Origin of the sequence: Rhodanobacter thiooxydans, assembly GCF_030291135.1 — a bacterium.
GTDB classification, from domain to species: domain Bacteria; phylum Pseudomonadota; class Gammaproteobacteria; order Xanthomonadales; family Rhodanobacteraceae; genus Rhodanobacter; species Rhodanobacter thiooxydans_A.
This window is the reverse complement of sequence record NZ_CP127409.1, coordinates 1,564,695-1,578,716: the sequence shown is the minus strand read 5'-3', so window position 1 is coordinate 1,578,716 and position 14,022 is coordinate 1,564,695. Positions and strand designations below refer to the sequence as shown.

Here is a 14,022-nt window from a genome sequence, read left to right as displayed (position 1 = left end):
CGACTCACTCGCCGTGGATGCCGCCCCTGGTCAGCGTCATCGGATCGAGCAGCTTCTGCAGTTCCGCTTTTGACAGCCCTGTGGTTTCCAACGCCACCTCCATGATCGGCCGGTGCTGCTTGTACGCCAGCTTGGCGGTGGCTGCGCCCTTCTCGTAGCCGATCACCGGGTTCAGCGCGGTGACCAGGATCGGGTTCATCGCCAGTGCCTGGTTCACCCGCGCCTTGTTGACCTTGAAGCCGGCGATGGATTTGTCGGCCAGCAGCATGCTGACGTTGGCCAGGATGCCGATCGACTGCAGCAGGTTGTGCGCGATCAGCGGCAGCATCACGTTGAGCTGGAAGTTGCCGGACTGGCCGGCGATGGTGATGGAAGCGTCGTTGCCGATCACTTGCGCGGCGACCATCGCGGTGGCCTCGGGAATCACCGGATTGACTTTGCCCGGCATGATCGACGAACCCGGCTGCAGCGCCGGCAGCTCGATCTCGCCCAGGCCGGCCAGCGGGCCTGAATTCATCCAGCGCAGGTCGTTGGCGATCTTCATCAGCGCCACCGCCAGCGTCTTCAGCTGACCGGACAGCTCCACCGCGGCGTCCTGCGCGGCCATGCCCTCGAAGTAGTTTTGCGCCGACTCGAACTTCACCCCGGTCAGCTTCTTCAGCTGGGCCGCCATCGCCGGGCCGAACTTCGGATCGGCGTTGATGCCGGTGCCTACCGCGGTGCCACCCTGCGGCAGCCGGCGCATGCGTTTCAGCGCATCCCCGATGCGCTCGATGGCGGAACCGATCTGCGCCGACCAGCCAGACAATTCCTGGCCGAAGGTGATCGGCATCGCGTCCATCAGGTGGGTGCGGCCGGTCTTCGGCGTGTTGCGCAATTCACGCGCGCGCTTGTCGATCGCCTTCTTCAGGTGCTTCAGCGCCGGCAGCAGCTGCTCGCTGGTGGTGAGCGTGGCGCTGACGTGGATCGCGGTGGGGATCACGTCGTTCGAGCTCTGCCCGTAGTTGACGTGGTCGTTCGGATGCACCTTGGCACCGGTCGCCACCGCCAGGTGCGCGATCACCTCGTTCGCATTCATGTTGGTGCTGGTGCCCGAACCGGTCTGGAAGATGTCGATCGGGAACTGCGCGTCATGCTGGCCATCGGCCACCGCCAGCGCCGCCTTGCGGATCGCCGCGGCCTGGTTCTTCTTCAGATGCCCCATCACCAGGTTGACCTCGGCGGCCGCGGCCTTGATCAGCCCCAGCGCGCGGATGAACTGGCGCGGCAGGTGCAGGCCGGAGATCGGGAAGTTGTCGATCGCGCGCTGGGTCTGCGCGCCGTACAGCGCGTCGGCGGGGACCTTCAGCTCGCCCATGCTGTCGTGTTCGATGCGGAAGCCGCTCATGGTTCTGTCCTTGCAAGGGGGTGGGAAACCCGCCAACTATAGGCCGCAAGGCATCGCGCCGCTGTCAATGTAAAATGCCTGTTTCCCCTTGCCGGAACGCCCCGATGTCCAACCACGCCCTGACCGCCCTGTCGCCGCTGGACGGCCGCTACGCCAGCAAGGTCGAAGCGCTGCGCCCGATCTTCAGCGAGTTCGGCCTGATGCATCGCCGGGTGCAGGTGGAAATCGCCTGGCTGCTGGCGCTGGCTGCCGAGCCGAAGATCGCCGAGCTGCCGCCGTTCGACGCCGCCCAGGTCGCCACCCTGCAAGCCATCGCGGATGACTTCAGCGAAGCCGACGGCGAGCGGATCAAGGCGATCGAAGCCACCACCAACCACGACGTCAAGGCAGTGGAGTACTTCATCAAGGAGAAGATCGGCGCCAATGCCGGCCTGGCGCAGGCCAAGGAGTTCGTGCACTTTGCCTGCACCAGCGAGGACATCAACAACCTGTCCTACGCGCTGATGTTGCGCGACGCGCGCAGCCAGGTGCTGCTGCCGCAGCTGGACGCGGTGATCGCCAGGCTGCGCGAGATGGCGCACGCGAACGCCGCGCTGCCGCTGCTCTCGCGCACCCACGGCCAGACCGCCTCGCCCAGCACGCTGGGCAAGGAAATCGCCAACGTGGTGGCGCGGCTGGAGCGCCAGCACAGGCAGCTCGCCGCCGTGGAGATTTCCGGCAAGATCAACGGCGCAGTGGGCAACTACAACGCCCACGTCATTACCTACCCGGAGCTCGACTGGCGCGCGTTCTCGCAGCGCTTCGTGGAAAGCCTCGGCCTCGACTACAACGCCTATACCACCCAGATCGAGCCGCACGACAACGTGGCCGAATACTGCGACGCGGTGCGCCGCGCCAACACCATCCTGATCGACCTGGCCCGCGACATCTGGGGCTACATCTCGCTGGGCTACTTCAAGCAGACGCTGAAGGCCGGTGAGGTGGGTTCCTCCACCATGCCGCACAAGGTCAACCCGATCGACTTCGAGAACGCCGAGGGCAACTTCGGCCTCGCCAACGCCCTGCTCGGCCATTTCGCCGAGAAGCTGCCGATCAGCCGCTGGCAGCGTGACCTCACCGATTCCACTGTGCTGCGCGCGCTGGGCACCGCGTTCGGTCACGGCCTGGTTGCGCTGGAATCGCTGAAGAAAGGCCTGGGCAAACTCAACGTCAATGCCGAACGCATCGCCGCCGACCTCGACGCCAGCTGGGAAGTACTGGCCGAAGCCGTGCAGACCGTGATGCGCCGCTACGGCCTGCCGCAACCCTACGAACAGCTCAAGGCGCTGACCCGCGGCCACGGCATCACGAAGGAGTCGATGCGCGAATTCATCGCCGGCCTCGACCTGCCGGCGGAAGCGAAGCAGCGGTTGCTCGACCTCACGCCGGGCGGCTACATCGGCTTGGCCGAGGGGCTGGCGCGGGAGATCTGACAGGAATCCTCGCGTTTAACAGACTCCTCCCCCTGCTTGCAGGGGGAAGTTGGGAGGGGGTAGCTCCGGGCTGGCAAGAAAGATCAAAAGCACCCCACCCCAGCCCTCCCCTGCAAGCAGGGGAGGGAGTACCGCTCCAGGCCGCGCATCACCGCGGCCCGATGCGTATCAGGCCAGCGCCTTCTTTACCAATCCTTCCGCCTCCAACGCCGCCTGCACCGCGGGGCGCGCAGCCACACGCTTCTGGAACGCCAGCAGTGACGGAAATGCGGACAGGTCCAGCTCCACGGGCTTGGCCCAGTTGGTCACGGTGAACAGGTAGGCGTCAGCCGCGGTGAACTTGTCGCCCAGCAGGAACGGCTGCTTGGCCAGCACGCCCTCGATGAACTGGTAGCGCTTCGCCAGGTACTCCTTGCGCTCGGCACGGGTGGCTTCGGGCGTATCGGGCTTGAACAGCGGGCTGTAGCTCTTGTGGATCTCCGAGTTGATGTAGCCCAGCATCTCCTGCAGGTGGTAGCGCGGCAGCGTGCCGTTGGCGGGCGCCAGGCCGCTCGCCGGCTTCTGGTCGGCCAGGTACTGGACGATCGCCGGGCCTTCGGTCAGCACTTCGCCGCTGTCCAGCACCAGCACCGGCACGTAGCCCTTGGGGTTGATCTGCCAGAAATCCGCACCGTGCTCGGTGCGCTTGGCCTTGCCGTCGACCTTCTCCAGTTGCAGCGGAATGCCAGCCTCGAGCGCCACGATGTGCGGGGAAAGCGAGCAGGCGCCGGGGGAGTAATAAAGCTTCATGCGATGACTCCTGATGGGGACGGGGAAACGGACGCGCGCCGGTCAAAGCCGCGCATCCCTCCCTCGCATGCTACGCCACCATGGTTACTATTGGATACCATCTAACTATCGGTTAGTCCTAGAATGCAGTAACTCCCCGGTTACCGAGCCACCCGCATGGGCCTTCCCGTCCGCAAGAGCAAGGTCGCACCGCCGCCCGCCTGCCCGCTCACCGAAAGCCTGGCGCTGCTGCGCGGCGCCTGGGCACCCAACGTGATCTGGTACCTGAGCGGCGAACCGCGCCGCTTCGGCGAACTGCGCCATGACATCCCGCGCATCTCCGCCCGCGTACTCAGCGCCCGCCTGCGCGAACTGGAATCACGCGGCCTCGTCTCCCGCCGCCTGCTCGACACCTCCCCGCCCTCCGCCGAATACGCACTCACCGAACTCGGCCGCGAACTGCTGCCGGCGATCAGCGCGCTGGCACGGGTGGGTCAGCGGCTGATCGCGGAATGGGATTCGCGGGCTTCGCTGGGGAAGCAGGTGCGCGTGGTGGGGTGAGGCGCGCCTGCTTGCCTCCGGGGTGGGCTCGTGGAACGATGCCAATGTCGCTTCCAGCGTCGTCAAATGCTGCGGGATTAGATTGCGGAGTCAGGCTGCAACCAGGGGATTTAAGTCGTTGATATTTGCAGGCTTGCAGCACACCAGCTGCGCCGAAGGCACGAATTAGACTGCGGTATTACACTGCAATCTGAAACCTACTTCGAGTTAGCACCCTATGGTTGATCAATCGCACCTAGACAGTCGCTACTTCGTCGACTCGACAATCTATAACTGCCCGTTTTGCAACCGGCGGCACGTGTCTTACCACATTGTCGACTCCGGCACTTTCGATTGGACCGAATCGAAGAAGTGCGCATTCTTTATCGTACGGTGCGAATCCTGTAAGAAAAGGTCCATGCACCTGACGTTCATGGACATTGATCGGCACCACATCGGAAACCTCAACAATGCTCCGGTCTATCGCTTCTCGGACATCGATGGCGTCGATATGGGCGAGTACTTGGATAGCGCTTTTTTCTTTTCTGTCCCTACATCGTTCTTCGTGCTAGACAATCGGGTTCCAGCTCGTCTTCGCGAACTATTGACAGAGTCCGAGGGCTGCGCCAAGTCGAATTTCCTTACCGGCGCATCCGCCTGCGCCCGCAAGATTGTTTACGAACTGGGTGTGCTATCCGGTGCTTCCGGCGAAAATTACGAAGACCGTATCAAGTCTCTTAAGGAACTGCACCCCGAGGTAGATCCAGCCTACTTCGACACGCTGCTGACTATCCAGCAGCTGACCAGCTCGAAAGTCCACGAGAATTCGTACGACGGATGGGAGTCAAAACACCTCCGCGTCATACTTGCAGCTCTTCGCGAGGTATTACATGAAATCTATGTGGTGCCCGCCCTTCGTGCAGATCGTCGCAAGGAGATCTTGAGTTTGCGTGACACGCTTACTCCTGCAAAACCCAGCAGTGCTCCCGGATAGAATGCTAACAATTCCTCCGAACCGATGCCGTTTCGCGGCGCGGCTTAACTCAGGCGTTAAGCGTCAACACCACAGTTCGCTGCGGGGAGACAAAAATGTCCGAGTTCACCAAAGTTCGATACACACTTGCCGTCCTTGACTTGGCCAAGTCCACGGATTACTACACCTCTGTTCTCGGACTCGGCATCGACTTTACGGCGCCTGGCTGGACATTTCTGTCTCGTGGCAGCTTTCGTGTGATGCTCGGCGAATGTACGGATGCGATTCCAGCTGCAGAGCTGGGCGACCACTCGTGGTACGGCTACGTGACAGTTTCGGACGCTTCCGCTTTATTCGCCGAGTATCAGGCCGCGGGTGCCGAGTTCACTCAATTGCTTTCCGACAAGCCCTGGGGCATGCGGGAGTTTGGTCTCCGCACCGTTGACGGCCATCGGATCATGTTCGGGCAGGAACTCTAGGTCACGCTGTAGCCTGCAATTCGTTCAAGCCGAAGCCGCTTCGCGGCTCGGCTTGATTCCAGCGTCAAATGCCCGTCACTCCACCTCATCCGACCCCTCGTTCACTCCCTCGAACAGGAACGTCGATAGGTAGCGCTCGCCGGTATCCGGCAGCATCGCCAGCAGCACCGCGCCTTGCGGTGCCTCGGCCGCCACCTGCAGTGCAGCGGCCAGCGTGGCGCCGGAGGAGATGCCGGTGAAGATGCCTTCCTGATGGGCCAGCGCGCGCGAGGTGTCGCGGGCCAGCACGTCGTCGACCAGCACGATACGGTCGACCACCTTGGGGTTGAGCACGGCCGGCACGAAGTCCGGCGTCCAGCCCTGGATCTTGTGCGGCTGCCATTCCTTGCCGGAGAGCAGCGCCGCGCCGGTCGGTTCGGTGGCGATCACCTTCACTTCCGGACGTGCCACCTTGAGCACCTCGCCCACGCCGGTGAGCGTGCCGCCGGTGCCCCAGCCGCTGACGAAGTAGTCCAGCCGGCGGCCGGCGAAGTCGCGCAGGATCTCCGGCGCGGTGGTCTGCCGGTGGTAGGCCGGGTTGGCCGGGTTCTCGAACTGGCTGGCGAGGAACCAGCCGTGCTTGCGCGCCAGCTCTTCCGCCACCTTCACCATGCCGGTGCCGCGCGCGGCGCCGGGCGTGAGTACCACCTTGCCGCCGTAGGCGCGGATCAGCTTGCGCCGCTCGATCGAGAACGTATCGGACATCACCGCCACGAACGGGTAGCCACGCGCCGCGCAGATCGCGGCCAGCGCCACGCCGGTGTTGCCCGAGGTGGCCTCGATCACGGTCTGGCCGGGCTTGAGCGTGCCGCGCTGTTCGGCGTCGAGGATGATCGCCAGCGCGAGGCGGTCCTTCACCGAGCCGGCGGGGTTGAACGCCTCCACCTTCACGTACAACTCGACGTGCTTGGGGGCGAGGCGGTGAAGCCTGACGATCGGCGTGTTGCCGATGGTGTCGAGGATGCTCTTGTAGATCATGGGAAGGCTCCGTCTGGCAAGGTGAAAGGCGGTCGCGAGAGCATGCTCGCGCCCGGGTGAAACTACCGTCAGGCGCGGTGCACCGCCGCCAGTACGTCGGTGGCGACCAGGCCGGCCGCGCGCGCGGGGCGGATGTCATGTACCGCGGCACCCAGCGGCGGCGCCCCGAACCAGGCCAGCGAGGTGGCCAGCGACGCCACTTCGCCCAGGATCAGCAATGCCGGCGAACGCACCCCGTGGGCCTTGGCCCGCTCGGCCAGATGGGCCAGGGTGCCGGTGACCACCCGCTGCTCCGGGCGCGAGCCGTTCTCGACCAGGGCGAACGGCGTCGACGGCGCGCGGCCATGCGCGACCAGCCGGGCCTGCAGCTCGGCCAGCTCGGCCACGCCCATGTACACGGCCAGGGTCTGCCGCTCCTGCGCCAGCGCGACCCAGTCCAGGCTGTCGCGCGAGGACTGGCAATGCGCGGTGACGAAACGCACCGACTGCGCATGGTCGCGATGGGTCAGCGGCACGCCAGCGTAAGCCGCGCAGGCGACGGCCGCGGTGATGCCGGGCACCACTTCGTAGGGGATGCCGTTGGCGCGCAGGAACTCCAGCTCCTCGCCGCCGCGGCCGAACACGAACGGGTCGCCGCCCTTCAGCCGCACCACCCTCCGCCCCGCCCGCGCGTGCTGCAGCAGCAGCGCGTGGATGCCGTCCTGGGTGGTGTGGTGGTGGCCGGCCTGCTTGCCCACTTCGATCCGCTCGGCGTCGCGCCGGGCCAGCTCCAGCACCTCGGCGCTGACCAGCCGGTCGTGCAGGATCACGTCGGCCTCGTTCAGCGCACGCAGCGCGCGCAGGGTCAGCAGGCCCGGATCGCCGGGGCCGGCGCCGACCAGCACCACCGAGCCGGTCCGGGCGGGCGACGGCGCCGCCAGTGCCTGCCCGGCCGCCTGCCAGGCCTCGTCCGGCCGGCCCTGGCGCAGCAGCGCGGCGACCGGACCGGCAAACAGTTCCTCGTAGAACCCGCGCCGCGCCGCCGGCTCCGGATAGCGCAGGCGGATGCGCCGGCGCAGGCGTGCCGTCAGCGTGGCCAGCGCGCCCAGCGAATGGTCGAGCAGGGTTTCCAGCCGCTCGCGCAGCAGCCGCGCCAGCATCGGCGCCTCGCCGCCGCTGGAGATCGCGATGGTCAACGGCGCGCGATCCACCACCGCCGGCACGTGGAAGCTGGACAGCGCGGCGTCGTCGACCACGTTGACGAAGATCCGCCGCAGCCCGGCGAAGGTGGCGATCAGCCGGTTCAGCTCGGTGTCGGAGGTGGCGGCCACCACCAGCCAGACCCGCTCCAGCCACGCCTCGCGAAACGCATCGGGGCGATGGGCGATGCGCCCTGCCGCCACCCAGCGCTGCAGCTGCGGGGTGAGCTCGGGTGCGTTCACGGTAATCTGCGCCTGCGCGCCGAGCAGGGCTGCCACCTTGCGCTCGGCCACCGCGCCGCCGCCCACCACCAGCACGGCGCGGCGGGACAGGTCGGCGAACAGGGGATAGAGCTTCATTCGGGCGGAACCGCGGCGTGCAAGGGAGGGCAAAACCACGCTACGCAAGCGCCATCGCCCCGGCAAATGATCTGCGCTTGTGTCCATATGCCGCTGCGTTATGAAGCGCGCCACACTTGACCATTCGGCAAAATGGCCGTATAGACGTCCAATCATGATTCGTCCAACCCACCACCACGAACCCGCCCGCGACCCTAGGTCGGCCGCCTTTGCCCAGGCTCCATGCACGCTGCCGGCCCGTGCCATGCGATGTATCCGTGTTCCGTCCGCGCCCCGATCCCACGATCCCGACTGCCCACGAGACCATCGCCATGACGCTGACCCAATTACGCTACCTCGTTGCCATCGCCGACTCCGGCCTCAACATCACGCTGGCCGCCGAGCGCGTCCACGCCACCCAGCCCGGCCTGAGCAAGCGGCTCAAGCAGCTTGAGGACGAACTGGGCTTCCAGCTGTTCGTGCGCAAGGGCAAGAGCCTGGACGCGGTGACCCACGCCGGCCGGCACGTGCTGGAACGCGCCCGCACGATCCTCGCCGAGACGGCCAACATCCGTGCGATCGCCGCCAACCTGCGCAACGAGGCGCGCGGCGAGCTGCGCATCGCCACCACCCACACCCAGGCCCGCTTCGCCCTGCCCGCCGCGATCGGCGCGCTGAGCCGCAGCTACCCGCAGGTCAGCGTGCACCTGCAGCCGGGCCGCGATAGCGAAGTGCTGGCCCAGCTGGAGGCCGGCCGCGTCGACCTGGCGGTGATCAGCACCGCCGGCGCGCCCCCAGCCACGGGCATCGCGCTGCCGGCCTACCGCTGGCAGCGGGTGATCGTGGCGCCGCAGGGGCATCCGCTGGGCGCGGGCGGGAAACCGCCCACGCTCGACCAGCTGGCCGCGTTGCCGCTGGTCAGCTACGACTCCTCGCTGAAGCCCGACTCCTCGCTGCGCCGTGCGTTCGAGGCCGTCGACCTGCATCCGCAGATCACGATGACCGCCGGCGACGCCGACCTGATCAAGACCTACGTGCGCACCGGCCTGGGCATCGGCGTACTGGCCGAGATGGCGATGCTGGAAAGCGATACCGACCTGCGTGCGCTGCCGGCCGATCACCTGTTTCCCCAGTGCACGACCTGGATCGTGCTGCGCCGTGAAAGCGTGCTGCGCGAATACGTGCTGGAGTTCATCGCGCAGTTCGCGCCGCACCTGGACCGCCGCGACGTGGTGCGCGCGCTGGCTGCCGATGCTGCGACCATCGAGTGGCCAGCGGTGCCGCACTGGCGGGAGCGTCCGCCCACCGCGCTGCCCGACGCCGCCTGAAACCGTTTCGTAGGGCGGGCACCGCCCGCCGCTTTTCCGGCACCTCGCGATGAAATGTGGCAAGAGCGGCGGGCACCGCCCGCCCTACGAAGCTGCCAGATGTAGGCCCGACGAGCCAGCGCGGAAAGTCTACGCGATGCTGTGCAGTCCGCATTCGCGCTTGAGCCCGAAGAAACGGGTGTCCTCGGCGTCCATGCCCGGCTCCCAGCGATGGCTGGTGTGGCTGTCGCCGATCGAGACGTAGCCCTGCTGCCACAACGGGTGGTACGGCAGGCCGTGGCGCGCGAGGTACTGGCCGATGTCGCGATCGCTCCAGTCGGCCAGCGGATGAAACTTCCAGCGGCCGTTGCGGATCGCCGCGAACTCGATCGCCGCCCGGCTCCGCGACTGCCCGCGGCGCAGGCCGGCGAACCAGCCGACGGCGTGCAGGTCGGCCAGCGCACGCTGCATCGGCTCGACCTTGCGCAGCCGGTTGTAGTGGTCGAGCCCGGCCACGCCCTGCTCCCACAACCGCCCGTGGCGCGCTTCCATCCAGGCGGGACTGAGCGGCGAGCTGTACACCTTGAGGTTCAGCCCGAGTCGCTCGGTCAACTCGTCGACGAAGCGGTACGTCTCGGCAAACAGGTATCCGGTGTCGATCAGCACCACCGGCAGTGACGGCCGCTGCCGCGTCACCAGGTGCAGCGACACCGCCGACTGCGCGCCGAAGCTGGACGACAGCACGTGCTCGCCGGCGACGTTTTCCAGCGCCCACGCCACCCGGCGTTCGGCGTCGAGCCGGGACAGCATGGCGTTCAACGCGGCCAGCGCGCGCGGCTCGTGCGGAGCCTGCTCGAGGAGCACGGCACTCACGCGAGCAGTTCCGCCGGAATGCGCCGCGACGGCAGCGGCGCGAGGATACCGGCACGCAGCAGGAAATCGCCGAAGCCCTCGCCGTCCGCACGTTCGGCGGCGTAGCGCGCGAACAGCGGATCGAGCGCGGCGAGGATCGCCGCTTCGTCCACGTTCTCGCGATAGACCTGGTTCAGCCGCTGGCCGCTGAAGTCGGCGCCCAGACGCAGGTCGTAGCGCCCCGGCCCGCGACCGACCAGGGCGATCTCGCCCAGGTACGGCCGCGAGCAGCCGTTCGGGCAGCCGGACAAGCGCAGCAGGATCGGCGCGTCGGCCAGGCCATGTCGATCGAGCAACGCCTCCAGCTTCGGCAGCAGCGCCGGCAGGTAGCGCTCACTTTCGGCCATCGCCAGGCCGCAGGTGGGCAGCGCCACGCAGGCGATCGCATGGCGGCGGATCGCGCTCTGCTTGCGGTAGCCGTCAAGCCCGTGCTCGCGCACGATCGCGTCGATGCGCTCGCGCTCGCTCGCCGCGACGTTCGCCACGATCACGTTCTGGTTGCAGGTCAGGCGGAAGTCGCCGGCATGCACCTTCGCCAGCTCGCGCAGGCCGCTGAGCCAGCGCCGCTCGCCCACGTCGGCGAGCCGGCCGGATTCGATGTGCAGGGTGAGATGCCAGCGGCCGTCGTGGCCCTCGACCCAGCCGTAGCGGTCGCCGTTGTGCTCGAAGCGGTACGCACGCGGCGCGGCCAGCGCGTGGCCGAGGCGCGATTCCAGCTCGGCCTTGAAGGCGTCCAGACCGTGCCGGTCCAGCGTGTACTTCAACCTAGCGTGCTTGCGTTCGGCCCGGTCGCCCCAGTCGCGCTGCACGCCGATCGCCGCCTCGGCCACCGCGAACAACTGTTCCGGCGTGGCGAAACCGATCACGCTGGCCAGCCGCGGGTAGGTGCTGGCGTCGCCATGGGTCGCGCCCATGCCGCCGCCGACGGCAATGTTGAAGCCGCGCAGCCTGCCCTGCTCGACGATCGCGATCAGGCCCAGATCCTGCGCAAACACGTCGATGTCATTGAGCGGCGGGATCGCCAGGCCGATCTTGAACTTGCGAGGCAGGTAGGTGGCGCCGTACAGCGGCTCGCTCTCTTCCACGGGATCACCGTGCAGCTTCTCGCCGTCCAGCCAGATCTCATGATAGGCGCGCGTCTTCGGTGCCAGTTCGGTCGAGAGCCGCGTGGCCCAGGCATACGCCTCGGCATGCGCGGCCGACTCCACCGGGTTCGCCGTGCTGACCACGTTGCGCACCACGTCGCCGCAGGCGGCGATGGTGGTGGCCAGCGCCTCGTGGATCGCCGCGATAGTCGGCTTCAGCTTGCGCTTGATGATGCCGTGCCACTGGAAGGTCTGCCGCGTGGTGATGCGCAGCGTGCCGCTGGCGTATTCGCGGGCGATGCGGTCGAACACCAGCCACTGCGCCGGCGTCACCACGCCGCTGGGCAGGCGTGCGCGCAGCATGAACGAGTAGGCCGGTTCCAGCTTCTGCTTGCGGCGCTCCTCGCGCAGGTCGCGGTCATCCTGCTGGTAGCTGCCGTGGAACTTCAGCAGTTTGGTGTCGTCGTCGCTGATCGCGCCGGTGACCGCGTCGGCCAGACCCTCGGCGATGGTGCCGCGCAGGAAGCGGCTGGCCGCCTTGATGTGTTCGAGGTGCGAGAGTTTCGTGCTCATGTCAGTACACGTCGCGGGCGTAGCGGCCCTGTTGCAGGAGATCGCCGAGCCAGGCGTTCGCCTCGTCGGCTGACTGGTTGCCGTGGGCCACGATCACGTCGACCAGCGCGGCATGCACGTCGCGGGCCATGTGTTTCGCGTCGCCGCAGACATAGAGGTGTGCGCCGTTCTCCAGCCACTCATGCAGCTCGGCGCCGTGTTCGCGCAGGCGATCCTGGACATAGGTCTTATGCGAATCCCTCGCAACACCCCGCACATCCTTGTGCGGACTTTCAGAAAAAGCGTGGTCCCGCGAGAACGCCAGGTCGAGCCGGTGCAGCGAGCCGTCCTGCAGCGCCTGCTGCCACTCCACCTGGTAGAGGAAATCGCTGGCGAAGTGGCGGTTGCCGAAGAACAGCCAGTTGCGGCCCGTGGCGCCGCTTTCGCGCCGTTCCTGCACGAACGCGCGGAACGGCGCCACGCCGGTGCCCGGCCCGATCATGATGATGTCGCGCGAGCCATCGGCCGGCAGGCGGAAGCGCTCGTTCGGCTCGATGAATACCGGCAGCTTGCCGTCCTCGCCGGTCGCGGCGAGCAACGAGGAGGCGGCGCCCCAGTGCGCGCTGCCGTGCGCCTGGTAATCCACCACCGCCACGGTCAGGTGCACCTCCTCGCCCACCGCCTTTGTGCTGGAGGCGATCGAGTACAGCCGCGGCGCCAGTGGCCGCAACGCCGCCAGCAGCGTCTCGGCTTGCCATGTCGCCGGGTAGCGGCGCAGCAGGTCGATCGGCTGCTCGTCGGCCAGTACCGCCGCGAACTGCGCCGACTGCTCCGGCTGCAGCAGTCTGGCCAGTTCGTCGTGGCCGCCGGCGGTCGCCAGCGCACTGATGAAGCCGCGGTGCAGCCGGGTGATCTCGCGCTCGTGGCCCAGCCACTGCCGCAGCGGCAAGGTGCGCTGCTGGTGGGTCACTGGCTGCGCGCCGTCCAGTTGCAGGATTTCCAGCCATTGCTCGACCAGTGCCGGCGGATTGTGCGGCCACACGCCCAGCGCATCGCCCGGCTGGTAGTGCAGGCCGGAGCCTTCCAGCGACAACTCGACATGGCGCACGTCGCGCGCGCTGTCGCGCGCCACGATGCGCTGGTTGGCCAGCACGGTGGCGGCGAAGGGTTGTTCGCGCGACCAGGCGCTGCGGCTTGGCACCACGTGCAGCGGGGTCGCCCGCACCGGCGCGCCGGCCTGGCGCAGCCGCTCCCGCGCCTGCTCCAACGCCTGCTCCACCCACGGCGCAGCGACGGCCTCGACCTCCACGTCCGCTTCGCCGAAGGAAGCGAGGCGGCTGCCACCCAGCTCGGCCAGGCGAACGTCGAGCTGGCGGCCGATCGTGCAGAACTGCGGGTAGCTCGAATCGCCCAGCCCCAGCACCGCGAATTGCAGCGCCGGCAGCTTCGGCGCGCGCTTGCCGCTGATGAACTCGAACAGGCCGCGCGCGTCGTCCGGCGGCTCACCGTCGCCCTGGGTGCTGATCACCAGCAGCAGATGGCGTTCCTGTACCAGCTCGCGCTGCGGATAGGCATCGGCGCGCAGCAGCCGCACCGGCAGGCCGGCTGCTTCAGCACGACTGGCCAGCTGCTCGGCGATGCGCTTCGCGTTGCCGGTCTGGCTGCCGTAGACGATGCTCAGCCACCCGGCCGGCTGCCCCACCGGCACAACTGTCGTCCCGCCGCGTTGCACCTGCTCGGCCTGCGCCGCGCTCCATGCGGCAATCCAGTACAGCTGGGCCGCCGTCAGGCTCTCCAGTTCACGGGTCAGCCGGGCCAGCTTGTCTGCATCGAGGCTTGGCGCAGGAAGGTTCGGTACGGCGACGGTATTCACGGCGACTCCATTTGGACGTCCATAATTCTTGACGTCCAAATTATTTTTTAACCGCATGCCCGGGAAAGGATATGTCGACATGTGCTTATGCCGAGGCCTTATTTCCGGGCGGCGGACCCGCTTCCGATACTTGCTACACT

General features: G+C 67.2%; 12 protein-coding genes. 5 read left to right on the top strand and 7 right to left on the bottom strand.

All coding sequences use genetic code 11. The features are described from left to right. Positions 1-4: 4 nt before the first annotated feature. On the bottom strand, positions 5-1,387 hold the full coding sequence (locus tag QQA13_RS07105) for a class II fumarate hydratase (protein ID WP_108471312.1): 1,383 nt from the start codon (positions 1,385-1,387) through the stop codon (positions 5-7). A gap of 104 nt (positions 1,388-1,491) precedes the next feature. Between QQA13_RS07105 and purB the strand changes: the two genes are divergently transcribed. Next, positions 1,492-2,859, top strand: a complete 1,368-nt coding sequence (gene purB / locus QQA13_RS07100; protein WP_108471313.1) for an adenylosuccinate lyase — start codon at positions 1,492-1,494, stop codon at positions 2,857-2,859. Positions 2,860-3,027: 168 nt separating this feature from the next. On the opposite strand, the gene gstA is transcribed toward purB, so the two are convergent. Beyond that, the gene (gene gstA / locus QQA13_RS07095) at positions 3,028-3,648 is read right to left on the bottom strand and encodes a glutathione transferase GstA (RefSeq protein ID WP_108471314.1); all 621 of its coding nucleotides are present in this window, start codon (positions 3,646-3,648) and stop codon (positions 3,028-3,030) included. A 156-nt stretch (positions 3,649-3,804) separates the two neighbouring features. On the opposite strand from gstA, the gene QQA13_RS07090 reads away from it, so the two are divergent. The 3 genes from QQA13_RS07090 to QQA13_RS07080 all read left to right on the top strand — a co-directional run bounded on the left by QQA13_RS07090 (position 3,805) and on the right by QQA13_RS07080 (position 5,619). Then, on the top strand, positions 3,805-4,188 hold the full coding sequence (locus QQA13_RS07090) for a winged helix-turn-helix transcriptional regulator (RefSeq protein WP_108471315.1): 384 nt from the start codon (positions 3,805-3,807) through the stop codon (positions 4,186-4,188). Between the two features lie 397 nt (positions 4,189-4,585). Continuing rightward, on the top strand, positions 4,586-5,161 hold the full coding sequence (locus tag QQA13_RS07085; RefSeq protein WP_159082175.1) for a hypothetical protein: 576 nt from the start codon (positions 4,586-4,588) through the stop codon (positions 5,159-5,161). A 95-nt stretch (positions 5,162-5,256) separates the two neighbouring features. Next, entirely contained in the window at positions 5,257-5,619 is a 363-nt protein-coding gene (locus QQA13_RS07080) for a VOC family protein (protein WP_108471317.1), read from the top strand. A 75-nt stretch (positions 5,620-5,694) separates the two neighbouring features. On the opposite strand, the gene cysK is transcribed toward QQA13_RS07080, so the two are convergent. Together cysK and cysG are read right to left on the bottom strand one after the other, a co-directional pair. Beyond that, on the bottom strand, positions 5,695-6,636 hold the full coding sequence (gene cysK / locus QQA13_RS07075; protein WP_108471318.1) for a cysteine synthase A: 942 nt from the start codon (positions 6,634-6,636) through the stop codon (positions 5,695-5,697). A gap of 68 nt (positions 6,637-6,704) precedes the next feature. Continuing rightward, a complete protein-coding gene (cysG, locus tag QQA13_RS07070; RefSeq protein ID WP_108471319.1) occupies positions 6,705-8,174 on the bottom strand; it encodes a siroheme synthase CysG in 1,470 nt (489 codons plus the stop codon). Between the two features lie 311 nt (positions 8,175-8,485). Between cysG and QQA13_RS07065 the strand changes: the two genes are divergently transcribed. Next, on the top strand, positions 8,486-9,481 hold the full coding sequence (locus tag QQA13_RS07065; RefSeq protein ID WP_108471320.1) for a LysR substrate-binding domain-containing protein: 996 nt from the start codon (positions 8,486-8,488) through the stop codon (positions 9,479-9,481). Between the two features lie 129 nt (positions 9,482-9,610). Here the strand turns inward: QQA13_RS07065 and QQA13_RS07060 are convergent, their stop codons facing one another. Genes QQA13_RS07060 through QQA13_RS07050 form a run of 3 tightly spaced genes read right to left on the bottom strand, consistent with a single transcriptional unit; the run spans position 9,611 to position 13,882 of the window. After that, entirely contained in the window at positions 9,611-10,333 is a 723-nt protein-coding gene (locus QQA13_RS07060) for a phosphoadenylyl-sulfate reductase (RefSeq protein ID WP_108471321.1), read from the bottom strand. Next, the gene (gene cysI / locus QQA13_RS07055; RefSeq protein ID WP_108471322.1) at positions 10,330-12,030 is read right to left on the bottom strand and encodes an assimilatory sulfite reductase (NADPH) hemoprotein subunit; all 1,701 of its coding nucleotides are present in this window, start codon (positions 12,028-12,030) and stop codon (positions 10,330-10,332) included. The genes QQA13_RS07060 and cysI overlap by 4 nt, the downstream gene beginning before the upstream one ends. Position 12,031: 1 nt before the next feature. After that, the gene (locus tag QQA13_RS07050; protein ID WP_108471323.1) at positions 12,032-13,882 is read right to left on the bottom strand and encodes an assimilatory sulfite reductase (NADPH) flavoprotein subunit; all 1,851 of its coding nucleotides are present in this window, start codon (positions 13,880-13,882) and stop codon (positions 12,032-12,034) included. Between the last annotated feature and the right edge of the window lie 140 nt (positions 13,883-14,022).